General features: G+C 69.8%; 21 protein-coding genes. 10 read left to right on the top strand and 11 right to left on the bottom strand.

All coding sequences use genetic code 11. The features are described 5' to 3' along the window. Positions 1 to 41: 41 nt before the first annotated feature. Genes ACWEOO_RS13735 through ACWEOO_RS13715 form a run of 5 tightly spaced genes read right to left on the bottom strand, consistent with a single transcriptional unit; the run spans position 42 to position 3,599 of the window. Complete coding sequence (locus ACWEOO_RS13735) at positions 42 to 1,013, bottom strand: ROK family glucokinase (RefSeq protein ID WP_452143246.1); 972 nt, start codon at positions 1,011 to 1,013, stop codon at positions 42 to 44. After that, complete coding sequence (locus ACWEOO_RS13730; protein ID WP_363710572.1) at positions 1,004 to 1,402, bottom strand: hypothetical protein; 399 nt, start codon at positions 1,400 to 1,402, stop codon at positions 1,004 to 1,006. Before ACWEOO_RS13730 ends, ACWEOO_RS13735 begins: the two co-directional genes overlap by 10 nt. Then, on the bottom strand, positions 1,399 to 2,703 hold the full coding sequence (locus ACWEOO_RS13725; RefSeq protein WP_452143245.1) for an ArsA family ATPase: 1,305 nt from the start codon (positions 2,701 to 2,703) through the stop codon (positions 1,399 to 1,401). The genes ACWEOO_RS13730 and ACWEOO_RS13725 overlap by 4 nt, the downstream gene beginning before the upstream one ends. Positions 2,704 to 2,707: 4 nt before the next feature. Further along, positions 2,708 to 3,139: an SRPBCC family protein gene (locus ACWEOO_RS13720; RefSeq protein ID WP_131462701.1), complete on the bottom strand. Its 432-nt coding sequence runs from the start codon at positions 3,137 to 3,139 to the stop codon at positions 2,708 to 2,710. Positions 3,140 to 3,143: 4 nt separating this feature from the next. Further along, positions 3,144 to 3,599: a hypothetical protein gene (locus ACWEOO_RS13715; protein WP_359933316.1), complete on the bottom strand. Its 456-nt coding sequence runs from the start codon at positions 3,597 to 3,599 to the stop codon at positions 3,144 to 3,146. Positions 3,600 to 3,711: 112 nt separating this feature from the next. Between ACWEOO_RS13715 and ACWEOO_RS13710 the strand changes: the two genes are divergently transcribed. Further along, positions 3,712 to 5,499: an AMP-dependent synthetase/ligase gene (locus ACWEOO_RS13710; RefSeq protein WP_452143244.1), complete on the top strand. Its 1,788-nt coding sequence runs from the start codon at positions 3,712 to 3,714 to the stop codon at positions 5,497 to 5,499. Between the two features lie 433 nt (positions 5,500 to 5,932). Here ACWEOO_RS13710 and ACWEOO_RS13705 read toward each other — a convergent pair whose 3' ends face one another. After that, positions 5,933 to 7,648, bottom strand: coding sequence for a DUF222 domain-containing protein (locus ACWEOO_RS13705; RefSeq protein WP_452143243.1), 1,716 nt, complete (start codon positions 7,646 to 7,648; stop codon positions 5,933 to 5,935). A 654-nt stretch (positions 7,649 to 8,302) separates the two neighbouring features. Here ACWEOO_RS13705 and ACWEOO_RS13700 point away from each other — a divergent pair. The 6 genes from ACWEOO_RS13700 (at position 8,303) to ACWEOO_RS13675 (ending at position 15,910) form a co-directional block, all read left to right on the top strand. Then, positions 8,303 to 9,217 (top strand): ABC transporter ATP-binding protein, encoded by a 915-nt coding sequence (locus ACWEOO_RS13700; protein WP_452143242.1) that lies wholly within the window; start codon positions 8,303 to 8,305, stop codon positions 9,215 to 9,217. Beyond that, entirely contained in the window at positions 9,214 to 9,984 is a 771-nt protein-coding gene (locus ACWEOO_RS13695) for an ABC transporter permease (protein ID WP_452143241.1), read from the top strand. The genes ACWEOO_RS13700 and ACWEOO_RS13695 overlap by 4 nt, the downstream gene beginning before the upstream one ends. Positions 9,985 to 10,009: 25 nt before the next feature. Further along, positions 10,010 to 11,245 carry a sensor histidine kinase gene (locus tag ACWEOO_RS13690; RefSeq protein ID WP_452143240.1) on the top strand — a complete coding sequence of 412 codons (1,236 nt, stop codon included), beginning with the start codon at positions 10,010 to 10,012 and terminating at the stop codon, positions 11,243 to 11,245. Continuing rightward, complete coding sequence (locus ACWEOO_RS13685; protein ID WP_359933302.1) at positions 11,238 to 11,870, top strand: response regulator transcription factor; 633 nt, start codon at positions 11,238 to 11,240, stop codon at positions 11,868 to 11,870. Before ACWEOO_RS13690 ends, ACWEOO_RS13685 begins: the two co-directional genes overlap by 8 nt. Before the next feature lie 235 nt (positions 11,871 to 12,105). Beyond that, positions 12,106 to 15,411, top strand: a complete 3,306-nt coding sequence (locus ACWEOO_RS13680; protein ID WP_452143239.1) for a S8 family serine peptidase — start codon at positions 12,106 to 12,108, stop codon at positions 15,409 to 15,411. A gap of 82 nt (positions 15,412 to 15,493) precedes the next feature. After that, positions 15,494 to 15,910, top strand: coding sequence for an STAS domain-containing protein (locus ACWEOO_RS13675; protein WP_452143238.1), 417 nt, complete (start codon positions 15,494 to 15,496; stop codon positions 15,908 to 15,910). 52 nt (positions 15,911 to 15,962) lie between these two features. Here the strand turns inward: ACWEOO_RS13675 and ACWEOO_RS13670 are convergent, their stop codons facing one another. From ACWEOO_RS13670 to ACWEOO_RS13660, 3 genes are read right to left on the bottom strand one after another with little or no spacing between them, the layout of a single operon-like run. Then, on the bottom strand, positions 15,963 to 16,868 hold the full coding sequence (locus ACWEOO_RS13670) for a carbohydrate ABC transporter permease (protein ID WP_452143237.1): 906 nt from the start codon (positions 16,866 to 16,868) through the stop codon (positions 15,963 to 15,965). Next, positions 16,865 to 17,767, bottom strand: coding sequence for a carbohydrate ABC transporter permease (locus tag ACWEOO_RS13665; protein ID WP_452143236.1), 903 nt, complete (start codon positions 17,765 to 17,767; stop codon positions 16,865 to 16,867). Before ACWEOO_RS13665 ends, ACWEOO_RS13670 begins: the two co-directional genes overlap by 4 nt. A gap of 3 nt (positions 17,768 to 17,770) precedes the next feature. Further along, on the bottom strand, positions 17,771 to 19,126 hold the full coding sequence (locus ACWEOO_RS13660) for an extracellular solute-binding protein (protein ID WP_452143235.1): 1,356 nt from the start codon (positions 19,124 to 19,126) through the stop codon (positions 17,771 to 17,773). A gap of 176 nt (positions 19,127 to 19,302) precedes the next feature. On the opposite strand from ACWEOO_RS13660, the gene ACWEOO_RS13655 reads away from it, so the two are divergent. Both ACWEOO_RS13655 and ACWEOO_RS13650 read left to right on the top strand, forming a co-directional pair. After that, positions 19,303 to 21,033 (top strand): glycoside hydrolase family 36 protein, encoded by a 1,731-nt coding sequence (locus ACWEOO_RS13655; RefSeq protein WP_452143234.1) that lies wholly within the window; start codon positions 19,303 to 19,305, stop codon positions 21,031 to 21,033. 10 nt (positions 21,034 to 21,043) lie between these two features. Further along, positions 21,044 to 22,048, top strand: a complete 1,005-nt coding sequence (locus tag ACWEOO_RS13650; protein WP_452143233.1) for a LacI family DNA-binding transcriptional regulator — start codon at positions 21,044 to 21,046, stop codon at positions 22,046 to 22,048. On the opposite strand, the gene ACWEOO_RS13645 is transcribed toward ACWEOO_RS13650, so the two are convergent. Further along, positions 22,037 to 22,927, bottom strand: coding sequence for a LysR family transcriptional regulator (locus tag ACWEOO_RS13645; protein ID WP_452143232.1), 891 nt, complete (start codon positions 22,925 to 22,927; stop codon positions 22,037 to 22,039). The genes ACWEOO_RS13650 and ACWEOO_RS13645 overlap by 12 nt on opposite strands. Before the next feature lie 70 nt (positions 22,928 to 22,997). On the opposite strand from ACWEOO_RS13645, the gene ACWEOO_RS13640 reads away from it, so the two are divergent. Next, entirely contained in the window at positions 22,998 to 23,747 is a 750-nt protein-coding gene (locus ACWEOO_RS13640; protein WP_452143231.1) for an SDR family oxidoreductase, read from the top strand. Here ACWEOO_RS13640 and ACWEOO_RS13635 read toward each other — a convergent pair. After that, positions 23,707 to 24,909 (bottom strand): MFS transporter, encoded by a 1,203-nt coding sequence (locus ACWEOO_RS13635; protein ID WP_452143230.1) that lies wholly within the window; start codon positions 24,907 to 24,909, stop codon positions 23,707 to 23,709. The genes ACWEOO_RS13640 and ACWEOO_RS13635 overlap by 41 nt on opposite strands. Positions 24,910 to 24,961: the final 52 nt, after the last annotated feature.

The following is a 24,961-nucleotide window of genomic DNA, read 5'->3' as shown; positions in this document are numbered from 1 at the left end:
GACCCCCGCCGGACAGCGTCCAGTATCCCAGGTCAGGACAATCATCGGGACGTCGCCGGCACTGCGGCCGGCTGCCGGGCCAGGTCGGCGGCACCGATCAGGCCGGCGTCATTGCCCAGCTCGGCGAGGGTAAAGGGTGCGTGCGGGCGGTTCGCCTTGGCGGGCAGCACCTTCTCGAACGCCTGCACCGCGGACTTCATGATCAGGTCCTTCGCCGCGCTCACACCGCCGCCGACCACGACCAGGGTGGGGTCGAAGATGGTCGCCAGGCTGGCCACTCCCTCACCGAGCCAGCGGCCGAGGTCCTCGAGCAGCTCGACGGCGCACGGGTCGCCTTGCATCGCCGCGTCGGTGATCATCGGGCCGGTCAGCTCGGCCGGGTCGGTGATGCCGCACACGCTCAGCATCTGCACCGCCGCCAGCGAACCCGACTCGGCCTGGGCCCTGCCCTCGCGCACCAGCGCCTTGCCGGAGGCGTACTGCTCCAGGCAGCCGCGGGAACCGCAGCCGCACCGGTGTCCACCGGGGACGACGCGCATGTGGCCGAGCTCGGCCGCCACGCCGTTGGCGCCGCGGAGCAGCTCACCGTCGACCACGACGCCGCCGCCGATCCCGGTGCCGACCGTGATGCAGACCATGTGCTCGACGTCCTTCGCGGCGCCGAACGCGAATTCGCCCCAGGCGGCCGCGTTCGCGTCGTTCTCGACCACGACCGGGATGTTCAGCTCCGCCGCGACCCGCGCGCCGAGCGGCTCGTCGCGCCAGGCCAGGTTCGGCGCGAACAGCACCGTCGACCGGTCCGACGAGACGAACCCGGCGGCGCCGATCCCGACCGCCTCCACGGCGTGCGTCACGATCAGCTCGGCGGCCGCGTCGCAGATCGCCGCCGCGGTCGCGTCGGTCGAGTCGGCCGGGGTGTCGCGTTGCGTCCGCGCGATGATGGCGCCGGTCTCGTCGACCACGCCGGCCGCGATCTTCGTACCGCCGACATCGATGCCGATCGTCAGTCCCATGGTTCGGGGTCCTCACTCACGTCGATCCGGTCCACCCGGGACCGGGTCGCTTCTTGGGCCGGTTCCTCCTCCGCTGCGGAGGACCGCGACGCTGCGTCCTCCCGCGCCTGCCGGGCCGCGTCCGCGGCGGCCTCCAGCAGAGATCTCAACGAGCCCAGCACGTGCGCGGCAGCCGTCGACAGCTGCTCGACCGTCTCCGGGCTGGTGTTCCGCACCCGATGGATCAGCTGACACACGGGGCACCACACACAGTCCGGCCCCAGCTTGTGCTCGTGCTCGTGCTCGGCGGCATTCTCGTCAGCGGGCGGGGCGTCCTTGGCAGCGTTCTGCAGGACGGCGAACAGCTTCGCCGCCTCCTCGGCGACGGAGCCGATAGGTTCTTTGCTCACCGCGCGGCCTCGTGGCGGCTCAGCTGCTCGTGGTACTCGGCGGTCAGGCCCTGGGCCAGCTCCTGCGCCGACTCCAGCGGACCGGATCCGCTCGGCATCTCGGGCGCGGCCGACCGGGCGGTCTCCCGCGGCGAGAACCGCACCTGCAGCCGGCCTTCGTCGAGGCGGGCGCCCGCGACCACGCCGCGCGCCAGGGCGGCCGGCAGCGGCAGCACCCGCCGGTACGACCCGACGGTGATGATCAGCTCGTCGCCGTGCCGCGCCAGCTCCAGCTCGTCGGCGGATGCCAACGGCAACGGCATCGTCAGCGTGTACGTCCGGCCGTCGGTGTCGATGTGCCGGTCCACCCACAGCGACGTGTCGGCGGTGGCCCGCGCGAACGGGTCGTCCCCGCCGTACATCTCGACCGCGAACGCGGCCAGCTCCTCGACGCCGACCGGCTCGCAGACCCGGTACGGCGACTCCCAGATCGGCAGCGGGCGGAACGAGTCCGCGACCTCCTCGAGGATCCCGCGCTGCGCGGCGACCCACTGCCGGCGCCAGCTGTCGGCGCCGGCGGCCGGGAACACCCGGTTCGCCACGACGCCGTCGACGCGGTACCCGTACAGCGACAGCCGGGTCAGGGAGCGCCGGGCCTCGGCGACCACGACCGCCTCCGGCGTCAGGACCAGCCGCACCGAGGCGTCCGGGCCGGCCAGCAGCGTGCGGATGTCCGACAGGTCGGCCTGCAGCCGCCGCAGCGCGTCGAAGACGGTGTCGTCCGGCACCGGGATGCTCGAGCCGCGGTTCAGGAACGGGCGGAAGGTGCGCATCATCTTGCGCTCGGCGTTGAAGATCCGCTCGAGGTACCAGTTCAGGGCCTCCGGCAACGCCAGCAGCCGCAGCGTCTCGGCGGTCGGCGCGCAGTCCACGACGATCACGTCCCAGCGGCCGGACCGGACGTGGTCGCGCACCTCGAGCAGCGCGAGCACCTCCGCGGCGCCGGGCAGCACGGTCAGCTCCTCGGCCTCGATCGGGTCCACCCCGACCGTGTGCAGCACCGAGCGCAGGTAGCTCTGGATGTCGCCCCAGGACCGCTCGAACTTGCGCTGGGCGTCGATCTGCTGGACGAACAGCAGGTCGTCGATCTCGGTCGGCTCCGGCCCGACCTCGGAGTCGAACGCGTCCGACAGCGAGTGCGCGGCGTCCGTCGACAGCACCAGCGTGCGCAGCCCGCGCAGCGCCGCGAGCGTGGCCGTCCCAGCAGCGGAGGTCGTCTTCCCTACGCCGCCCTTACCTGTGTAGAGCAGAACCCGAGTCACTGGATCAGGACTCGACGCGCTTCTTGAGGCCCTTCAGGGCGGTGTCGATGATGACCTTCTCTGCCTTGCGTTTCAGCATCCCGATCATCGGGATCGCCACGTCGACAGCCAGCCGGTACGTCACTTCGGTCCCCTCCGCGCCCAGATCGCGCAACACATATGCGCCGTCCATCCCCTTGACCATCTTCGCCTCGACCAGCGTCCAGGTCACCTCGTTGCGGGACCAGACGTAGGCCAGCGTGTACTCGTCGGAGATCGCGCCGGCGTCCACCTTGAAGCGCACCTTGTTCGGCCGGCCGGCCTCGTCGGTGGACAGCACCTCGGTCTCCCGCATCGAGTCGGCCCATTCCGGGTACGCCGCGAAGTCCGCGATCACCGCCATGATCTCTTTGGGGGTCGCGTTCACCTGGATGGTCGAGGTGGTCTGTTCCGCCATCGATTCACCTCTTCGCCGGTCGGGTCTGGTGCGAGGGACCGGCCGGTGGGCCGATGTCCTCACCGGAGACTATCGCGGGATCGGCCCCGGGACGGCGTTCGCCCGCCGCGCGGCCCGCTTCGGCTTCGTCCTTGAACGCCCACAGCCGCTTCCGGTACGCCGCGACGTACCGCTCCTTCAAACGTTCGGCCGCGCGGCCGCGGACCGGTTTCGCGGGGTCGACCCGCAGGTACCAGTGCACGACGACCCCGTCGCGGACCGCCTCCAGCCACCACTCCGCCGTACCGGTCGCGGCGCCGGTGACGGCCCACCGGACACCCTCCAGGCCGCGCCGCTCGGACGGCGTCAGGGTCAGGTCCGGCCACCACTCGCGCCAGAGGGTGTCCGAACCGAGCCGCTCGGCGACGTAGGCTGGATCAGCAACGACCAGGTCGTCGCAACTGATGTCGAGCAACGGCATGGCTAGAAGCTAGTCCATAGTTCCGTGGGTCACATAAACCTGGCTACTTGTGGGTAGGTGACTGTAGCGTGCGCCGGAAGTCGACAATTCGTGACCGACTGAGGAGACGCGGATGCGTGAGTACACCGTTCCTGCTGTGACAGAAGCGCCCACCGGGAGCCTGAGCGACCCGGTGTGGGCGAACGCGTCCTCGCATCCCGACACCGCCGTGTTCAGCCGCCGCACCGGCACGACCTGGACCGAAATCACCGCGGCCGAGTTCGCGCGGCAGGTGACGAGTGTCGCGAAGGGCCTGATCGCCGCCGGCGTGAAGCACGGCGAGCGGGTCGCCCTGCTCAGCCCGACGCGGTACGAGTGGACGCTGGTCGACTACGCGATCTGGAGCATCGGCGCGGTCACCGTGCCGATCTACGAGACCTCGTCGCCGTCGCAGGTCCAGTGGATCCTGACCGACTCCGAGGCGGTCGTCGCTGTCGTCGAGAACGCGACCCACGGTGCCGTGGTCGAGTCCGCCCGGGCGGAGGCGCCGGCGCTGCAGGAGGTCTGGCAGATCGACGCCGGCGCCGTCGACCAGCTCACCGCGCTCGGCCAGGAGATCTCGGACGCCGAGTTCGACAAGCGCCGCTCCGCAGTCACGCCGGACGACCTGGCCACGCTGATCTACACCTCCGGGACGACGGGCCGCCCGAAGGGCTGCAAGATCAGCCACTCGAACTTCATGGACGAGCTCAACCCGGCGGTGAAGATCCTCGACAACCTGTTCGACACCACCGGCGCGAGCACGCTGCTGTTCCTGCCGCTGGCGCACGTGTTCGCCCGGATCATCCAGGTCGGCTGCGTGATGAAGCGGGTCAAGGTCGGGCACAGCGCCGACGTGAAGAACCTCGTCGACGACCTGGGCGCCTTCCGGCCGACGTTCATCCTGAGCGTGCCGCGGGTGTTCGAGAAGGTGTTCAACTCGGCCAGCCAGAAGGCGCACGCCGACGGCAAGGGCAAGATCTTCGACGCCGCCGCGGAGACTGCGATCGCGTACTCGCAGGCACAGGACAAGGGCGGCGCGTCGTTCGGCCTGAAGGCCAAGCACCTGCTCTTCGACCGGCTCGTCTTCGGCAAGCTGCGGGCGGTGCTCGGCGGCCAGGTGCAGTACGCCGTCTCAGGCGGCGCCCCGCTCGGCGACCGGCTCGGCCATTTCTTCCGCGGCATCGGCGTACCGGTCCTGGAGGGCTACGGCCTCACCGAGACCACCGCTGCGGTGTCGGTGAACCTGCCCGACGACATCCGGATCGGCACCGTGGGCCGCCCGCTGCCCGGCGTGACCGTCGCCGTCGCGGACGACGGTGAGCTGCTCTTCAAGGGCGGCCAGGTGATGCAGGGGTACTGGAAGAACGACGAAGCGACCGCGGCCGCGATCGACCCGGACGGCTGGTTCCACACCGGCGACCTCGGCGAGTTCGACGTCGACGGGTTCATCAAGATCACCGGCCGGAAGAAGGAGATCCTGGTGACGGCCGGCGGCAAGAACGTCGCGCCGACGCTGCTCGAGGACCAGATCCGGCTGCACCCGCTGGTCAGCCAGTGCATGGTGGTCGGCGACGGTAAACCGTTCATCGCGGCGCTGATCACGATCGACCCGGAGACCATCGTGCCGTGGGCGACCGAGCGCGGGAAGCCGACCGACCCGGCCGAGCTGACCCGGGACGCCGAGCTGATCGCCGAGGTGCAGAAGGCGATCGACGACGCGAACGCCTCGGTCTCGCACGCGGAGGCGATCAAGAAGTTCTCGATCCTGCCGATCGACTGGACCCAGGAGTCCGGCGAACTCTCACTGAAGCTGTCGCTGCGCCGCCACATCGTGATGGAGAAGTACGGCACGGACGTCGAGGCCCTCTACGCGAAGTAGGTAAGAGGAGAAAGCGCGGCAGGAACCGCCAAGGAGGCAGGAGCGGCTGAACCGAGGCTGTTGCCCGTACGCCTCAGCACCACCTGCCGCCGCGATTAGCCCAGTCCCGCCCTCGTCGACAGCCCAGCTCCGCGTTGGCGGCAGCCTCGTTCCGCCTTGTAACCACGAGCGGGGACGACGGCCTCGACAGACGCAGGTGCGTGTGTGACCGGTAAGGGACGACGCGCGAGGCGGACCCGTTCGCGGGCGCGCAGGTCGGGCGACAGGACGAACCTCCCGCTGCCAGGGGGCGGCTGGAGGATTCCGTTCGGCGTGGTGGCCGGCGCGTCGCTGAAGCTGCGGGCCGTCTCCTGACCCGCCGCTGCAGCACAACAACCACCTGCCCGCAGGCTCGCGGGTAGGAGGTTGTTGTGCTGTCCGGCTTGCGCCGGTCTCAGCCGGCAGCTGCGAAGGCGGCCGCTTGCTGCAGGGAAGCCTCGTCCGCCCGCCACCGCGACCGGTCGGCGATGGTCTCCTCGCTGTCAGATAGCTGGACGTCCGGCGGTGCCGCAGATCCGGGCTGGACCTCCGGCGATGCCGCACGCCGTGGCTCGACCTCCGGCGAGCCCGCGCATCCGGGCCGCACCTCCGGGGATACCGCACGCCGTGGCTCGACCTCCGGCGAGCCCGCGCGTCGGGGCTGTGCCGGCGGTGCCGTACGCCGTGGCTGGGCGTCCGGTGGTGCCGTGCGCGGTGGTTGGGCGTGCGGTGGTGGTGCCGTGCGTCGGGCTGCGGCAGGGGTGAGTGAGGGTTCGGCCCAGCTGGGGCGGGCGACGTGGACGATGCCGTCGAGGATGGTGATGTGCCAGCGGCCCCTGTGCAGGTCGACGTGGTGACGGCGGCACAGCAGGGCCAGGTTCGAGACCTTGGTGTCGCCGCCGTCGATCCAGGAGATCAGGTGGTGGGCGTCGCACATGATCGGCGGGGCTCCGCAGACCACGCAGCCGCGGTCGCGGGTGTCCAGGGCGCGGCGTATCGGCTTGGTGACCAGCCGCACACGGCGCCCGACATCGAGTGGCTCCGAGTTCGAGCCGAGCACCAGCGGGATGATGTTCGCGTCACAGGCCAGCCGCCGGATCGTGGCCGCGGACAGCCCGCCGCTGTAGACGGTGCATCCGATCGCGTCCGCGGTCGCGGACCTGAGGTCGTCGAGGTCGATCGTGACGGTGATGTTCGCTTTCGCGCCGTACCCGGCCACCCGACCACCTGTGCCCGCGGTGCCGTCGGCCGCCGAAGCCGCGGCACCCGCGGTACGGGCCATGTCCCCTGTACCCGCGGTGCTCGCGGCGCCACCTGTAGCCGCGGTCCTCGCGGTGCCCTCGGTGCCCGTGGTGGGGCCGGTGGTGTCCCACACGGCGGCGGCGATGCTCAAGGCATCCGACAGCGCGTCGGCCTGGCGCTTGTCGCGCGGGCGGGGGTCGTGTTCGCCGTCGACGGTCTTGTGCGGGCGGGCACCGGCGTGCACGACGGCGCGTAGGAGTTCGGCGTTCTCGTTGGCCAGGAAGCCCTTGAACTTCACCCCGTTGTCCGCAGCCGACAGCGTCAAGGACTCCCGTTCATACGCCTTCAGCTCCTCGGGTTCGGGGCCGTCGGAATCCAACAGATCGGCGATCTCCTTGGCGGCCGTGCGCAGCTCACCCGGCGACAGGTGACCGGCCAGCCCGACCAGCTGCTCCGCGGCCGCGTCCAGGTGCTCCACCGGGACCCGCGACCTGACCCGGTCGAGTCCGAACACGATCGCGGCCGCCTGCGCCGGTCGCAGCAGCCAGCCACTTCCAGCGCCGCCGGACGCCACGCCGGGTTCCTCGCCGGATTCCTCGCAGGAGGCAGTGTCCTCGAGGGCGGTGGCTACGGCCGGGTAGTGCGGGGCGGTCTGGGCGAGGCGGAGGGTGCGGCGGGCGGCCGGTGGGTCCAGGCGGTAGCGGAAGCGCAGGAGTTCGGCGGTGTCGCGGGCGCCGAGCTCAGCGGCGTACCCGGTGGACTCGATCGCGGCGACCACGCTCAGCCGGTAGGCCTCCAGGCGGGCGAGCTCGGCTTCCAGCGTGTCGAGGGTGGACAGCAGTTCGCCGCCACTCATCGACCACGCCGGCCGCTCGCCCAGGAGTTCCATGGCACCGACTCTAGACGGCGCCACCGACAGTTTCCGAGCCGGAATCCCCTTATTTTGTGGGCAATTCGTGGGCCCACACCAGCAAACACCCCAGCCCACCAAGGGCTGCTTCATGTACCAATTGATGACCGTCGAACCCAGCTGGATGCACGGCCTAGTCTGTCGCCAGGTGCGCCGCTCTCGGACCGCTGCAGCTGCCACCCAGTGGGCACGGGGTCTCGGATATGACGGTCGATCTGCTCGCGCTTTCTCCCCGGCAACTGGTGTGCACTTCGCGGGGAAGGTGTCGTCGGGCACTGTGGCGAACTTGATGTTCCGGTCTTGCCGAGCTCTTGCTGGAGCAGGTCGGGCGGATGTCCGCGCGGTTGCTGGTCAGCAACACCGTTCTCATGGTCTTGCCAGGTACCGATGGCTCCCGGCCCGCGCCACGGGGGCGGCCAGGCAAAACCGCGCCTACGTGCCGAGGCGACCACGCGCCAAGCCACTCTGTTTTCTCTGGAGAGCTGGGTGTCTAGCTGGTCCGCGTCTGCCGTGGGGGCGTGTGTGCGCCCGGGGCCCTCGCCAAGTGGTTCGTGCCATCAGCCGGATGGCTGATGGCGGGAGTATCCCGTTTGGGCGATGTGGGCGGTGTACGCCGTCGGCGAAGCTCGGTGCATGACCAGTGCTTCCCCGATCGTCGAAGTCAGTGAGCTGCGCAAGGTGTACGGCGGGCGCGCCGTCGTCGACGGGGTGTCGTTCGGTGTCGACGAGGGCGAGATCTTCGGCATCCTCGGGCCGAACGGCGCCGGCAAGACCACGACCGTCGAGTGCGTCGAGGGGCTGCGGGTCCCTGACGGCGGGCGGATCCGGATCGCCGGGCTCGACCCGGTCGCCGACCACGCCGCTGTCACCCAGGTGCTCGGCGCGCAGCTGCAGGAGAGCGAGCTGCAGGCCAAGCTCACGGTCCGCGAGGCCCTCGAGCTGTACGCCGCGCTGTACCCGCGCCCGGCCGACTGGCGCCCGCTCGCCGAGCGCCTCGGCCTGGCGAGCCTGCTGAGCACCCGGTTCGGCGTGCTCAGTGGTGGCCAGAAGCAACGACTGTTCATCGCGCTCGCGCTGATCGGGAATCCGCGCGTCGTCGTGCTGGACGAGCTGACCACCGGCCTCGACCCGCGCGCCCGCCGGGAGACCTGGGAGATCGTCGAGGACGTGCGCGAGCGCGGCGTCACGGTCCTGCTGGTCACGCACTTCATGGAGGAGGCCCAGCGCCTCTGCGACCGGATCGCGCTGATCGACAAGGGCCGGATCACCGCGCTCGACACCCCGCAGGGACTGATCAGCCGGACGGCGGGGTCCACGATCATCTCGTTCACGCCGTCAGCGCCGCTCGACGACGAGGACCTCACCGCGCTGCCGGCGGTCGCGAGCATCGAGCACAAGGACGCCCGCATCACCCTCGGCGGGTCCGACGAGACCGTGACCGCGCTGCTGTCGCTGCTCGCCCGCCGCCGCATCACCGCCCACCAGCTCCGCGTCACCGACGCGACGCTCGACGACGCCTTCCTCGACCTGACAGGAGCCACCCGGTGACCACGAGCACAACCGCCCCGGTCCGCCGTCAATCGCCACGCACCGCCGTGCTGCGGGCCGAGGCGCGGCTGTTCCGCCGGGAGGCCGGCGCGCTGTTCTGGACGCTCGGCTTCCCGCCGCTGCTGCTGGTGATCCTCGGGTCGATCCGCAGCTTCCGGAAGTTCGACCCCGGTCTCGGGATGCGGGTCATCGACGTGTATGTGCCGACCCTCGTCCTGGTCGCGCTGATCGTCACCGGTCTGCAGGCGATGCCGCCGGTGCTCACCGGCTACCGCGAACGCGGCATCCTGCGCCGGATGTCCTTGACGCCGGTCCGCCCGTCCGAGCTGCTGATCGCCCAGATGGGGCTGAACGGCGCTGCGGGTGTGCTGTCGGCGTTGGTCTGCCTGACGATCGGCCGGCTGGCGTTCGACGTCCAGCTGCCGAAGCAGGCCTTCGGGTATGCGCTGGCGTTCCTGCTCACCGTCACCACCGCGCTGGCGCTCGGCGCGTTGATCTCGGCGCTCGCTCCGACCGCGCGGCTCGCAACCGGTATCGGCACGTTGGTGTTCTTCCCGAGCCTCTTCTCGGCGGGTCTGTGGGCCCCGGTCCAGTCGATGCCGCACACCTTGCGCGAGATCGTCGTCCTGCTGCCGTTCGGTGCCGCGTCCCAGGCGCTCGAGCAGGCCGCGGCCGGGCACTGGCCGGACTGGTCCCACCTGGGCGTGCTGATCGCGTGGGCGGCGGTCCTGTCCGCGGCGGCCGTCCGCTGGTTCCGCTGGGAGTAGGGCCCGGGTCGTGCACACTGGATCCGTGACAACGACGGACAGCGACCTCGACCGGCACGAGGCAGCGTTCCACCGTTGGGCTCCGTACTTCCTGCTCGGCCTCAGCTTCCTGCTGGCGCTGGCGACGGCGGGCGAGATCATGCCGTCGGGCCGGGACCAGATCGCGGCGTACGCGCTGGTCGGCGCCGCGCTGGTCCTGCAGTTGTGGTGGAGCTGGAGCCACCGCCTGCACCGCGGGCCGAATGCCGTGTCCGTGACGTACTACGTGATCCGCTGGGCGATCGCCGCCGCGTTGACGACCCTGAGCGGCTTCTTCGCGTTCTACGTGGCAGCGGGCTACTACGACACCGACGAAGTGATCCCGGGCCGGCGGCGGAAACGGCTCGCACTGTTCGTCACCACGATCCCGATAGCCAGTGCGCAGACCGGGCGCTTCCCGCCGGAGGGACGCACGGGCTGGCTCGCCTTCGCCGGCCTGCTGGTCGCGAACAACGCGCTGCTCACCGTCGTGAAGCACTTCGCCGACCGCCAGGAGGCGCGGTCCCGGGCGCGCGCCGACACGATCGAGCAGCTCCAGCAGGCGCACGAGGAGAACGCCGCGCTGCAGGCCCAGCTGCTCGTCCAGGCCCGCGAGGCGGGGATCGCCGACGAGCGCCGGCGGCTGGCCGCGGAGATCCACGACACCATCGCGCAGGGCCTGACCGGCATCATCGCCCAGCTCCAGGTGGTCGCGAACACCACCGATCCGGCCACCGTCACCGAGCACGTCGGCCGCGCGACCGAGCTGGCCCGGCACAGCCTCGGCGAAGCCCGTCGCTCGGTGCAGAATCTGGCGCCCGCCGGTCTGTCGCACGACGGTCTCCCCGAGGCGCTCCGCAAGGCCGTCGACCAGTGGGCCGAGCGGACCGGCGTACCCGCGGAGCTCACGGTGACCGGTGCGGCGCAGCATCTGCACGGGGAGGTCTCCGCGACCATCCTGCGCATCACCCAGGAAGCCCTCGCAAACGTGGCCAAGCACGCCGCCGCGCTCCGCGTCGGCGTCACGCTCAGCTTCATGGACGACGAGGTGACAGTGGACATTCGTGACGACGGCAACGGTTTCGACCCGCTGGCGCTGACCCCCCGGACGGGCACCGGCGGCTTCGGCCTCGACGGCATGCGAGCCCGCGCCGAACGCATCGCGGGCTCGCTGACGGTCGAGTCCGAGCCCGGCTTCGGTACGGCGGTCTCGGCGCGTCTGCCGCTGGTGCTCCATGGCTGACATCTCGCTGCTCCTCGTCGACGACCACCCCGTCGTGCGGAACGGACTGCGCGGCATGTTCGAGTCGGCGCCCGGCTTCACCGTGCTCGCCGAGGCCGCCAATGGCGTCGAGGCGGTCGACCTGGCCGCCGAGCTGGACCCGGACGTCGTCCTGATGGACCTGCGGATGCCGGGCGGCAGTGGGCTCGACGCGATCACCGAGCTGACCCGCCGCGGCATCCGCGCCAAGGTGCTCGTCCTGACGACCTGGGACACCGACACCGACACGCTGCCCGCGATCGAGGCCGGCGCGACCGGCTACCTGCTCAAGGACGCGCCGCAGGACGAGCTGTTCAACGCCGTCCGGCAGGCGGCGGCCGGTCGCACGGTGCTCTCCCCCGCCGTCGCCTCCCGGCTGGTCTCGGCCGTCCGGTCGCCGGCGCCGAGCCCGCTGGCCGCCCGCGAACGGCAGGTCCTGGAGCTGGTCGCGAAGGGCACGTCGAACCGCGACATCGCGCGCGAACTGTTCATCAGCGAGGCCACGGTGAAGACCCACCTCAGCCACGTCTTCACCAAACTCGGGGTCGCCGACCGCGCCGCGGCCGTGGCCAAGGGCTACGAACAAGGCATTCTCGGTCGCGACTGAGAATGCGCCGAAGTCTGGCCCGGGAAGGAATCTGGGCTTAACCTCGGGCACAGGCAGGCGCCGCGGGGGTGCCGGCCGTACGCCGGTCCCGGGGGGGGTTCGGTCACAGGGGTGAGGGCCTGATTCGTTCGTCGGGGGTCTCCTGACGCTGCCTCCTGCCGTGACGGCGTTCTTCCGTCTCACTGGAGGCCCACGTATGAGGTCACCGTTCCACCGACGAAGTCCGCGAACTGTCATGGCCGGAGTGTCCGCCGGTCTGCTCGTCGCCGCCTTGCTGCCCGCGATGACCGCGGCGGCCGACCCGTCCCCGACCGCGCCGAACGGCCGGCCCTGGAAGGCCACGCCGCTGACCGTCGCGAGCATCGTCAACGGCGCGAAGTCGCCCAGCGGGCAGCTCGCGAAGAGCGATCCCGCGCTGGTGAACAGCACGTCCGCCAAGCAGGTCCGCGTGGTCGTCAAGCTCGACTACGACTCGCTGGCGGCGTACCGCGGCGGGATCAAGGGCCTGCCCGGTACCAGCCCGTCGGTCACCGGCAAGCGCCTCGACGTGAAGAGCGCGAACGCGACCAAGTACCTGAAGCACGTGTCCACGATGGAGAACGACTTCCTCGCCGCGATGCAGACACGGGTGCCGACCGCGAAGGCCGGCCAGCGGCTGCGCACGGTGTACGGCGGGATGTCGGTCAGCGTGCCGGCGAACCGGGCCCGCGACCTGCTGAAGCTGCCCGGCGTGGCCGCGGTCCAGCAGGACAACCCGCAGGAGATGCTCACCGACTCCAGCGGCTCGTTCATCGGCGCCCCGACGATCTACAACCAGCTCGGCGGCTCGGCCAACTCCGGCAAGGGCATCATCGTCGGCGTCCTGGACAGTGGCGCCTGGCCGGAACACCCGTCGTTCGCCGACCCGGGCACCCTGCCCGCCCCGCCGCCGAAGGCCGACGGCACGCCGCGCACCTGCAACTTCGGGGACAACCCGCTGACGCCCGCGACCGACGTGTTCGTCTGCAACAACAAGCTGATCGGCGGCCGGCCGTTCCTCGACACCTACAACGCGGTGATCGGCGGGGACGTCTATCCCAGCAGCGCGCGTGACTCCAACGGCCACGGCACGCACACGGCCTCGACGTCGGCCGGCGGCCCGGTCGCGAATGCCAACCCGCTCGGGATCGACCGCGGCGCACTCGCCGGCATCGCACCGGCCGCGGCCGTGTCGGTTTACAAGGTCTGCGGCGCCGAGGGCTGTTTCCCGTCCGACTCCGTGCAGGCCGTCGCCCAGGCGATCCTGGACGGCGTCCGGGTGATCAACTTCTCGATCTCCGGCGGCAGCGACCCGTACAGCGACCCGGTCGAACTCGCGTTCCTGGACGCGTACGCGGCCGGCGTCTTCGTGTCCGCCTCGGCCGGCAACTCCGGTCCGGGCGCGAACACCACCGACCACCGCGGCCCATGGGTCACCACCGTCGCGGCGTCGACGCAGAGCCGCACGTTCCGCTCGACCGTCACGCTGTCCGGCGGCGGCGCGACCGCCACGGTGTCCGGCGCGTCGATCACGTCCGGCGTCAGCACGCCGGCACCGGTCGTCCTCGCGTCCGCTCCGCCGTACAACGACGCGCTGTGCACCACTCCGGCTCCGCCGGGCCTGTTCTCCGGCAAGATCGTTGTCTGCGAGCGCGGCCCGAACCGGGTCCTCAAGGGCTTCAACGTCAGGCAGGGCGGCGCCGTCGGCATGCTGCTGTACAACTCGTTCCCGTTCGACGTGTTCACCGACAACCACTGGCTGCCGACCGTCGCGCTCGAGAAGCCGGACGGCGACGCGCTGCTGGCGTTCCTCGGGGCGCACCCGGGCACCACGGCGTCGTTCACCCAAGGCGCCAAGACCGCCTGGCAGGGCGACGTGATGACGTACTTCTCGTCGCGCGGCCCCGGCGGCGACTTCCTCAAGCCCGACGTCACCGCGCCGGGTCTGCACATCATGGCCGGGCAGACACCGACTCCCGAGTCCCCGGCCGAGGGCCCGCCCGGCAACCTGTACCAGGTGATCGCCGGTACGTCGATGTCGTCACCGCACGTCGCCGGTTCCGCCGCACTGGTCCTCGCCCTGCACCCGTCGTGGACGCCCGGCCAGGTCAAGTCGGCGCTGGAGACCACCGCGAAGACGTCGGTCACCAAGCCGGACCGCACCACCCCGGCCGACCCGTTCGACTACGGCGGCGGGCGGATCGACCTCACCAAGGCCGGCGACCCCGGTCTGACGCTGGACGAGACCGCGGCGAACTATGCGCTCTCGGCCACCGACCCGCTGAACCGGATCGATCTCAACCTGCCGTCGGTGAACGCGCCGACGATGCCAGGGCTGATCACCGCCACGCGGACGGTCACCAACGTGACCAACCAGACGCTGACCTTCTCCGCCAGTGGTACGACGGTCAACGGTGCGAACATCAGCGTCCTGCCGCCGGCGTTCCAGGTGAAGCCGGGCAAGTCGCAGAAGCTGACGATCGCCATCACGGCGCCCGACGTACCCGATGGCCAGTACTTCGGTCAGGTCAACCTGAAGCAGGTCGGCGGCAGCCGTCAGCTGCACCTGCCGGTGGCGTTCTTCCGCCAGGAGGGCATCGTGCCGGTCGACCAGACCTGTACGCCGTCCACCATCGCGCGGAACACCGGGCGGTCGACGTGCACGGTCACCGTGCAGAACAACAGCCTCAAGAGCACCGACGTGACAGCGGTCAGCACGCTGAGTTCGCAACTGCGGCTGAACAGCGTCACCGGCGCGACCCAGGTCGGCACGCAGATCGCGACGAAGACCGCGACCCTGGCCGGGCGCCAGCCCGACAGTCCGGCCATCGCGCCCGGGTCCTTGTTCGGTTACATCCCACTCGACGCGTTCGGGACCGCGCCCACTCCGATCGGCGACGAACAGGCAGTGAACTTCAACGTCCCGGCGTTCGTGTACGCCGGCCAGACGTACACGAAGATCGGCGTCACCTCGAACGGCTACTCGGTCGTCGGCGGTACGTCGAGCGGTGACGACGTCCAGTTCCTCCCGCAGACGCTGCCCGACCCGGCCCGGCCGAACAACGTGCTTGCGTCCTTCTGGACCGACCTCGACGGCACCGGCGCGCCAGGCGTCTATGCGAACGTGCTGACCGACGGGGTGAGCAGCTGGATCGTCCTCGAGTGGCGGGTCAACCTGTTCGGCACCTCGAGTACCAAGGTGTTCCAGCAGTGGATCGGCATCAACGGCACCGAGGACATCACCTACGCCTACGACCCGGGCAACCTGCCGGGTGATCCCGGTCCGGCGTACGGGCTGACGGTCGGTGCGGAGAACTTCGAGGGCACGGCCGGCGGCCAGATCTCCGGTCCGCCGGTGACCGACTACCGGATCACGAGTACGCCGGGTGCGCCCGGCGGGTCGATGACGTACTCGATGAACATCAAGGGTGTGCAGAAGGGGACCGGCACGGTGACGACCGGCACCTCGACGCCACTCGTCAAGGGCATCACGATCGAGGTCGACAAGATCATCGTCAACTGATCGTGAGGAGTCCGGGCCGGGCCGCGCAGGTCCGGCCCGGGCGCTCCCGCCCGCGCGGGTTAGCCGCCGGGTACCGGTACGCATGAACAAACCCCGCGCGATCAGGTCCGCTCGCCGCCCGGCAGAGGTGAGCGGACCGTTTGTCTGCAGCTGGAGCTCTGTCGGCGACTGTGCGGTGGTCCGGGTGGCGGGCAGGGTCGACGTCTGCACCGTGACCACGTTCGCCGACGAGTTGCGGCATGTGATCACCACCAAGCTGCCGCGGCTCGTGGTCGACCTGCGGCGCGTCACCGCGATGGAGGCGAGCGCCCTCGAGGTCCTCGCCGACGCCCACGAACTGGCGGTCCGGCACGGCGGCTGGCTCCGGACGTCCGGCGCCGGCCAGTGGCTGGGCGACCTCATCCGGGCCACCACCAGCCGCCCTCTGGACCACTACCCCACGCTCGCCGAGGCCCTCCCGTCCTACCGCCCCGCCGCCCCCGGGCCGGCGAGCCTGTGATGGTCGGCACGTCCGGCATCACCCGATGTGCTGATGCCGGACGTGCGGTAGGTCAGGTCTTCGAGCCGGACAGTGCGATGCCTTGCACGATCTGACGCTGGGCGATCATGAAAATGAGCAGCATCGGCAGCGCCGCCATGGTCGTGGCCGCCATCAGGCTCGTCCAGTCGGAGGAGTAGGCGCCCTTGAACTGGTTGACCACGAGCGGAATCGTGAAGTTCCGATCGCTGTTCAGGAAGATCAGCGGAGAGAAGAACGAGTTCCACTGTCCGAGGAACACGAAGATGCCGAGGGCCACGAGCGGGGTTCGCAGCAGCGGCAGGATGATGGTCGTGAAGATCCGGACCCGCCCCGCGCCGTCGATCGAGGCGGCCTCCTCCAGCTCCAGCGGAATGCCACGGACATATTGGCGCAGGAGGAAGACACCGAAGGCGTTGAACAACGCCGGCGGCACGATCAGCGCCAGGTGGGTGTCGATCCAGCGGAGCTGCCCCATGATGACGTACAGCGGGATCACGGTCAGCTGGAACGGCACCATCAGGGTGGCCAGGAAGATGCCGAAGATCAGGTTCCGCCCCGGGAAACGGATCCGGGCGAAGGCGTAGGCAGCCATCGAGCAGGTGATCAGGGTGAAGATCGTGACCAGGCCGGCGATGTAGACACTGTTGAAGTACGCCCGCGCGAAGTCGGCGCCCTGCCAGGCGGTGACGAAGTTCTGCGGCTGCCAGAGCTTCGGCAGCAGCTTCGGCGGCTGGGCGAAGATCTCGTCGAGCGGCTTCAGGGCCGAGAACAACATCCACAGGAACGGCACGAACATCGCCAGGGAGCCCGCGATCAGCAGCAGGTGCAGCGGAATCCAGGACGGGTTGAACCGCCCCCCGCGCAGGCCATGAGAAGCATTCTTCCGACGCGCCGCCTCGAGGTCCCGGGCGGCGATCTCGCTTGATGAGGAAGTCATTCGGTGTAGTGCACCCATTTCTTCTGAGCAAGAAACTGGAGGCCGGTCAGCGCCAGCAGGATGAGGAACAGGTACACCGCAATGGCCGCGGCGAACCCGAACTTGAACTGGCGGAAGGCGAAGTTCACGATGTCGTACACGATCGTGTGGGCGTTCGCCGGTGCTGTGGTGTCGAAGAAGAAGTAGATGTAGTCGAACACCTGGAAGGACCCGATGATCGAGGTGATCGACAGGAACAGGATGGTCGGCGACAGCAGCGGCACGGTGATCCTGCGCAGCTTCTGCCATTCCGACGCGCCGTCGATGTCGGCGGCCTCCATCAGGGTGGGCGAGATGTTCTGCAGACCGGCGACGAACATCACGATCATGTAGCCGAGGCCCTGCCAGATCGACACCACGGCGATCGCCGGGATCGCCGTCCGCGGATTCTGCAGCCAGTCCGGCGGGTTGGGCAGCCCGAGCGACTTCAGCAGGGAGTTGATGGGACTGATCTCGGGGTTCAGCAGCCAGAGCCAGATGGCGCCCACCGCGACGGTCGACGTGACCTGCGGCGCGAAGAAGAAGATCCGGTAGAACGGCGTCAGCCGCCCCGCCTTCTGGATGAAGAACGCGAAGAAGAAGCCGGTGATCAACAGTCCGGGGACCTGGAGGGCGGTGAACCACGCGGTGTTCAGCCAGGACTGCCGCAACTGGGCGTCCTGCCAGACACCGATGAAGTTCTGCAGGCCGACGAACGTGCGCGAACCCAGACCGTCCCAGCTCGAGAACGACAGGACGATGGCGAAGATCAGAGGGCCCACCATGAAGGCGATCAGGCCGATGAGCTGGGGGGTGAGAAAGGCGTACCCCCACAGCGCTTCGGTCCGCCGTCGGCGCTTCACATCCGCTGCGAGCGCCATGTCTCACTTCCCGTTGTTGATGAACTTGCAGATCTTGTCTGCCCAGACCTTCGCGCTGTCGCCGGCCTTGATCGACTTGTCCATCTCGGTGCCGAGGTTGGCTCCGACCTCCGCCTTGGACGCGATGGCCGACGGGATCGCGTAGCCCTTCTTGGCGGCTTCCGTGAACCAGGCACAGTGTTCGGGCTGCTTGTTCTCCATCACGACCTCGTCCAGCCCCGCGATGGCCGGCACCGCGTTGCCTCCGCCGGAGAGCCGGGCCTTCTGGCCGTCCTTGGAGACGAACCGGGTGGCGAAGTACATCGCGGCTTCGGGATCCTTGGCGTTGGCGTTCACGGCCATGGCGGCGGTGTAGACGATCGCCGGAGGGACGGTCTTCCCGTCGGCGGACGGGAACGGTGCGATGTCGTAGCCGAACTTCAGCTTCTTGAGGTTCGGCAGGATCCAGCGTCCGACCTGGCAGCTGGCGAGTTGCTGGCTGTAGAACAGGGCGTCGATGGCCTGCCCCTTCGGCAGTGACCCGCCGTAGGTGATCTTGCCTCCTGCCATCCCCTCCCAGAGCCACTCGAGGGTCTCCATCGACTTCGCGTCCTCGTTGAAGATCATCTTGTTGCCCTCGACGACCTTGCCGCCGAACGCGGTCATCCAGCTGAGCATGGGGCCGAAGCCGCCCTCCAGGATCATGCCCCGCTTGCCGGTGGCCTTGATCTTGGTCAGGAAGTCGTCGACGGCGTCCCGGTTCCAGCCGCCGGACTCGTGCAACTGCGCGGGGTTCTGGGTGATGCCGGCGGCCTCGCACATGTCCTTGTTGAACCAGAACACGATCGGGTTGCAGTCGACGACCAGCCCGTAGGTGCCCGGACTGCCGTCGGCCGGCTTGCACCAGCCCATCAGGTTCGGGTACAGGTCGTCGATCTTGACGGGCGCGTCCGCCTTCGCCGTGAACTCGGTGAAATCGGCGACCTTCTTGTTCTGGATGAGCCGCTGCATGCCTGAGTCCTGCACGTAGAAGACGTCCGGGGCGCTGCTGCCGGCGAGCTGGGTCAGCAGCTTGGCGCCGTAGTCGCCGACGACCACCTGGAAGGTGACCTTGGCACCGTGCGCGGCCTCGTAGTCCTTCGAGATCTGGCGGAACCGCTCGGCCTCACCCGGATTGGCCCACGAGGCCCAGGTCACGGTGCCGCCTTTGCCGCCGGCACCGCCGGCGCCGTCCTTGCCTCCGGCGCTCGACGTGCCCCCCGCGCTCCCGCCGGCGCAGGCCGTGAGCACCGCGCTCGAGCCCACTCCGGCGAGGGCCGCGGCGGCCAGGAGGCCACGCCGTGTGATTGGTCGTCCCAAGGGGTTTTCGTTGGTCGGCATCACAGTTCTCCTTCTCATGGTTCGGATTTCGGCAGACGGCCACACCGGCGAGTTCGGAGCTGAGAGCCGGCCCGGCGGCACCTCGAAGAAGGCGGATATTAGCGGTAAAACATAGGGATGCCGTGCAATTCCGTCAATACTTCGAAACACCTTGTTTTACCGCTATAGTCCGGCGCGTGACGACCTTTGAGATCCGCTCCGCCGACCGTCGCATCGTGCGCAGCGCGAGCCTGACCGGCCCCGGCACGCTGACGGAGCGCGCGGCGGACGAGCCCGATGTCCTGCGGTACGACGTAGTTGCCCACGTCGCTGCCGGTGGTCCGGTGACGTTGCGCTGGACCTGGCCGGCCGAGGACGCGGTGACACTCTGGCAGGCGGCCCAGGGATCACGGCGCAACCTCCCGACCGACTGGGGCTCGCACCGCGATGTCCGTTCCGTCCGCTCCGCACCTGTCGCGACGCTTGTCGACGCGCAGGACCGCAGCCTGTTGACCATCTCCTTGTCGTCGAACGTCCGAGGCTGCGACTTCGCTGTCGGAGTGAGCGAGGAGACCGCGGAACAGCTGATCGAGCTGACCGTGACGGATCTCGAGGGCGAAGGCTTCGCCCTGCGGATCGATCCGCGGGCCCAGCACTTCGCCGAGGCGTTGCGTGCCGTGACGGCCGAGTGGACGGCCGAGCTGGGTGACCGGGTCGCCGACGTACCGCCGGTCGCTCGACAGGCGATGTACTCGACCTGGTACAGCGACCACCAGCACGTCTCGGCCGAGTCCGTCGAGCGGCACGCCCGCGCGGGAACGGCGTACGGGACCGAGGCGGTCATCGTCGACGACGGCTGGCAGACCGACGACACGCGGCGCGGGTACGCGTACTGCGGCGATTGGGAGCCGACCAGCCCCAAGTTTCCGGACATGGCCGAGCATGTGCGCCGCGTGCACACGCTCGGCCAGCAGTACGTGCTGTGGATCGCGCCGGCGCTGATCGGTGTGCACTCGAAGGCCTGGCGCAAGCTGAAGGACCGCACACTCGGCTTTGCCGACGGCGAGGTGACCGCCGTCCTCGACCCCCGCTGTCCCGAGGTACGCGAACACCTCCTGGAGTGCTGCGTTCGTCCGGTGCGTGACTGGGGCGTCGACGGGCTGAAGATCGACTTCATCGATTCCTGGGCGCGGAGCAGCGTCCCTCCGCCCCCGGGCAGTGACTGCTCCTCCGTCGACGAAGGCGTGGAGCGGTTCTTGCAGGCCGTGACCGACGAGCTGCGGAAACTGCGGCCCGACGTGCTGATCGAGTTCCGTCAGGACTATGTGCACCCGAGGCTCTGGCGGTTCGGCACGTTCTTGCGCGCCGGCGACTGCGCGCTCGACGCGGTGGAGAACCGTGTCCGGACGATCGACTGCCGCCTTCTCGCCGGTGACCGCGCGGTGCACTCCGACATGCTGATGTGGCACCCGTCGGCGCCGGCGGAGAACGTCGCGCAGCACTTCATCGGTGCGTTGTTCAGTACGCCGCAGGTGTCGATGGAGCTGGACGCGCTGCCGCCCGGGCACCAGCAGGTGGTCCGGTACTGGCTCGGCTTCATGCGCGATCACGCCGACGCGTTGCTGCACGGCGTACTGCTGCCGTCACGGCCAGATGCGCGGTACACGCAGGTTCGCGCGATCGGTGCGACCGAAACCGTGGTTGCCGTGTACGCGAATCCTGTCGTACGGCTCCAGGAGTCGTGCACCGTCGTGGTGAACGGTGGCGCCGAGCGGAGACTGTACGTCGAAGGTGCGTGCGACCGGCCTGCCGACCTCGTAGTCTCGGACTGTTCGGGCCACGAGGTGCACCGAGAGACGACGACTCCGCCTGCGGTGTGGGCGATCGACGTTCCGGTCGGTGGATCGGCCCGGATCGTGTACGACTGAGGGGGAAGGGTTGGCTGCAGACAAGCCGCGGCGTACGACTGTCGCGGACGTCGCCCGATTGGCCGGAGTGTCGGCGATGACGGTGTCGAACGTGCTCAACGCGCCACACCGCGTAGCGGCACCGACAGTCCGGACCGTGCGCGCCGCGATCCAGGAACTCGGGTACATCCCGAACCACGCTGCCCGCGCGTTGTCGTCCGGACGCAGCCAGGTGATCGGCCTGCCGATGTCCTTCGAGGACGACCTCGTGGACGACGACAACCCGGGCCTGGGCGGGTTCCTGCACAGCCTGCTCGGCGGTCTGGTCAAGGCGGCCGCGGTCCCGGGCTACGGCGTCCATGTCGTCGAGACCCCGGCCGACAGCGCGACCGAGATCGTGCTGTACGAGAAGCTGATCGCGGCGCGGCAGGTGGACGCGATCGTCGTCCTGGAGACGATGCCGCAGGACGCCCGCATCGAGTTCCTCAGCCGGCGGCGGTTCCCGTTCGTGGCCTTCGGCCGGACGGGACCGGAGCACCGGCAGTGCTGGGTGGACGTGGACAACGAGACGTCGATGGCGGGTATCGCGGCGCATCTGCGCTCGACCGGCCGGGAGCGCGCCGTGTACCTGGCGACCGACAGCCCGTTGCCGTGGGTGCATCAGCGGCAGGACGGGTTCGTCCGGGAGTTCCCGTCCGCGGTCGTGCGCTCGTTCGGTTCGCTCGACGCGGTGGCGGCGTACGTCGAACAGACCGGGCCGCCGGACGTCTTCGTCGCGGACAACGACGCGTTCGCGGTAGTCGCGATGCGCGCGCTGCAGCGGCGCGGGATCACGGTCGGTCAGGACGTCGCGGTCACCGGCTTCAACGACTTCCCGTTCGCGAGCATGCTCGACACCCCGCTCACGACCGCACGGATCCCGCTGCGCGACATCGCCACCTCCCTGTTCGACCGCGCCCTGCGCGAGATCGCCGGCGAACCCGACGAGCCCGGCCGCCTGGTCACCGCTCCCCTCGTGGTCCGCTCAAGCGCCTGACGCTACGGGCGGCCCGGCGGAGTACCTGACCGCCGCCTCGACGAACCGCGCCGACTCGGCCGACCGGCTGCCCGCCGGCCAGACGACGAACATCCGGTACGGCTCGATACCGGTCACCGGGCGATAGGTCACGTCCGGGCGGATGTTCCGCTCGGCCATGGACCGCGGCACCAGCGCGACCGCCTGCCCGAAGGCGACCACCTCGAGCAACTGCGACGAGTCCTGCACGACCGGCCCGTCCACCGCATCGTCCGGCCGCGCCGCCCAGTAGTTGCGCTCAGCAACATCAGCGCGGCTCCACCGCGGCGCCGGAATCCCCGCCAGGTCGTCCGCCGCCAGCACCTCCCGCCCAGCCAGCTCGTGCCCGGCAGGCAAGGCCGCCACCCGGGGCTCCTCGTACAGCTCCTCGCACTCCAGTCCGAGGTCGTCGAACGGCCGACTGACCAGCGCCACATCCGCCCTTCCGTCCCGCACCATGCCGGCCTGCTCCCCGAACCCGCTCACCACCACCTCGATCCCCGGCAGTTCGGAGCGCAGTTCACCGACGAGCAGGTGCAGCAGCTCGGTGGCGACACCGGGTTTCGCTGTCACCACGAGCCCTTGCGAGGGCTGCCCGGCCCGCTGCGTCCGCCGTACGGCGGAGTCGAGCGCGTCGATGACCGGCCCGGACTCCTTGAACAACGTCTCCCCCGCGGCCGTCAGCGCAAGCCGCGGCCCGGAGCGGTCGAACAGGTCGACGCCGAGCCGGTGCTCGAGTTGGCGCATCGCGCGCGACAGCGGCGGCTGCGCGATGCCGAGCCGCTCGGCGGCGCGGGTGATGTTCAGGTCCTCGGCGACCGCGCGGAAGTACCGCAGCTCGCGGATCTCTGGCTCGGGCATACCTTCAGGGTATGGCGGGCCACCTGATCGGTGTTGGCCCGCGGGGGTGCGCCCGCGCTGCACTGGGGACATGAATCAGAACGAAGTCGCCCTGGTCACGGGCGGGAACAAAGGCATCGGCCGCGAGATCGTCAGGCAGCTCGCGCTGCGTGGGCTCACGGTGTACCTGGCGGCACGGAATCCCGCGCTCGGGGCGAGCGCCGCGGAGCAGCTGGCCGGGGAGGGTCTCGACGTACGGTTCGTGCAGCTGGACGTCACCGACGGGGAATCGGTCGCGGCAGCCGCCAAGCATGTCGAGGCCGACTCCGGCCGGCTTGACGCGCTGGTCAACAACGCCGGCATCGTCTCAGAATGGGGTACGGCGGTCGCGGACATCACGGCCGAGCAGGTCCGCACGGCGTACGACGTGAACGTGTTCGGCGTGGTCGCGGTGATCAACGCGTTCGTACCGCTGCTGCGCCGGTCGCCGAACGCGCGGATCGTCAACATGTCGAGCGGGCTCGGCTCAGCCACCCTGCTCTCCGAACTGGACGGCCGCCTCGCGACGCAGGGCCTGCTCGCCTACAGCTCGTCGAAGGCCGCCCTCAACGCACTGACCCTGGTCTACGCGAGCGCGCTGCGCGCCGACAACATCAAGGTGAACGCGGCCACCCCGGGCCTCGTGCCGACCGACCTGAACACCCAAGCCTCGGTACCGCGCGGCGAGCGCACCGTGGCTGACGGCGCAGCCGTCCCGGTTGCCCTCGCGACACTGCCCGCGGACGGCCCGACCGGCGCCTTCAGAGGACCCGAGTCGCTGTCCGACGTGGCTCCGTGGTGAGGGCCTGACGGGCGATCAGCAGGGTGATGGTCGTGCCGAGGACGCCGGCCAGCGCGATCGTGAGGCTGGGGGCGAGGAAGGAACCGACGACGCCGCCGAGGGCGATGCTGACGCCCTGGATCGCCATCAGGCCGCTGGTCTGAACGGTGAACAACCGGCCGCGGTACAACGGGTCGGTGTGCTGCAGGATCAGCGGATCGACGCCCTGGTTGAAGGCGTACCCGGTGCCGGAGATCGCGAGCAGCAGCGCGGCGACCGGAATCGGCGGCACAGTGAGGAACGCGATCGCGGGCAGCTGGGTGACCAGCAGGAACGGGACGACGAGCCGTCGCCGCACGGAAGGGGTGAACCGTGCGACGACGAGCTCGCCGAGCACGCTGCCGACGGCGTACCCAGTGAACAGCGCACCGGCGGCCGCGGCGGCGACGCCGACCTGAGCGGTGTAGGCGACGGCGAGCCCGTCCGGGAGGGACGAGAACGCCGGCGCCACCCAGGTCAGCAGGATCAGGTTGCGGAGACTCCGGTTCGCGAACACCATCCGCAGCCCGGTCCACGAGTCGCGAACCGTGCCGCTCTTCCGCTCCCCCGGCGGCGTGGACGGCGTCCCGGCGCCGATCAGGATTGCCGACACGACGAACGCCGTCACTTCGACGACCAGCAACCACTTCGCGCCGATCGCCGCCACCGCGACGCCGCCGACCGCGAAGCCGGTCAGGACGGCGGTCTGACCGATTGCCCGCAGCAACGACCTGCCGATCGGGAAGAGGTCCTGCGGCAGCAGGTGCGCCAGGCTGGCGGCCCGCGCCCCGGCGAAGACGGGAGCGATCATCCCGGTACCGACCAGCAGGCCGAGCAGCCCACCGACCGGCATCCCCGGCAGCAGCATGCAGGCCACGCAGGTCGCGCTCAGCAGGTCGCAGGCGACAAGCACCCGCCGCGCCGGGAAGCGGTCCGTGACCGAGGACAGGAGCAGCCCGCCCACGGCGTACGGAAGGAACGAACACACCAGCACGAGGGCCGACAGCAACGGGGAGCCGGTCCGCTCGAAGATCAGAATCGACAGCGCGACCTGCGCACCGACCGTGCCGAGCATGGTGACGGTGTGCGCGGCGTACACGGCACGCAGGCCGGGCAGGCTGAGTACAGCTCCGTAGGACCTCACGCCGCGAGAGTGCCCGAGCCCGTGACGAGCGGCGTAGAGTTTTGGTTGTGGC

It is taken from the genome of Kribbella sp. NPDC004138, from assembly GCF_053603655.1.
Note: the sequence above shows the minus strand (reverse complement) of the source record. Positions and strands in the feature narration are given on the sequence as shown.

What these genes read in the sequence shown, in the direction of transcription:
- ACWEOO_RS13735 (WP_452143246.1), bottom strand. Translation starts at nt 1,013, where the DNA reads ATGGGACTGACGATCGGCATCGATGTCGGCGGTACGAAGATCGCGGCC.
- ACWEOO_RS13720 (WP_131462701.1), bottom strand. Translation starts at nt 3,139, where the DNA reads ATGGCGGAACAGACCACCTCGACCATCCAGGTGAACGCGACCCCCAAA.
- ACWEOO_RS13715 (WP_359933316.1), bottom strand. Translation starts at nt 3,599, where the DNA reads ATGCCGTTGCTCGACATCAGTTGCGACGACCTGGTCGTTGCTGATCCA.
- ACWEOO_RS13710 (WP_452143244.1), top strand. Translation starts at nt 3,712, where the DNA reads ATGCGTGAGTACACCGTTCCTGCTGTGACAGAAGCGCCCACCGGGAGC.
- ACWEOO_RS13705 (WP_452143243.1), bottom strand. Translation starts at nt 7,648, where the DNA reads ATGGAACTCCTGGGCGAGCGGCCGGCGTGGTCGATGAGTGGCGGCGAA.
- ACWEOO_RS13700 (WP_452143242.1), top strand. Translation starts at nt 8,303, where the DNA reads ATGACCAGTGCTTCCCCGATCGTCGAAGTCAGTGAGCTGCGCAAGGTG.
- ACWEOO_RS13685 (WP_359933302.1), top strand. Translation starts at nt 11,238, where the DNA reads ATGGCTGACATCTCGCTGCTCCTCGTCGACGACCACCCCGTCGTGCGG.
- ACWEOO_RS13680 (WP_452143239.1), top strand. Translation starts at nt 12,106, where the DNA reads ATGGCCGGAGTGTCCGCCGGTCTGCTCGTCGCCGCCTTGCTGCCCGCG.
- ACWEOO_RS13675 (WP_452143238.1), top strand. Translation starts at nt 15,494, where the DNA reads ATGAACAAACCCCGCGCGATCAGGTCCGCTCGCCGCCCGGCAGAGGTG.
- ACWEOO_RS13670 (WP_452143237.1), bottom strand. Translation starts at nt 16,868, where the DNA reads ATGACTTCCTCATCAAGCGAGATCGCCGCCCGGGACCTCGAGGCGGCG.
- ACWEOO_RS13665 (WP_452143236.1), bottom strand. Translation starts at nt 17,767, where the DNA reads ATGGCGCTCGCAGCGGATGTGAAGCGCCGACGGCGGACCGAAGCGCTG.
- ACWEOO_RS13660 (WP_452143235.1), bottom strand. Translation starts at nt 19,126, where the DNA reads ATGCCGACCAACGAAAACCCCTTGGGACGACCAATCACACGGCGTGGC.
- ACWEOO_RS13645 (WP_452143232.1), bottom strand. Translation starts at nt 22,927, where the DNA reads ATGCCCGAGCCAGAGATCCGCGAGCTGCGGTACTTCCGCGCGGTCGCC.
- ACWEOO_RS13640 (WP_452143231.1), top strand. Translation starts at nt 22,998, where the DNA reads ATGAATCAGAACGAAGTCGCCCTGGTCACGGGCGGGAACAAAGGCATC.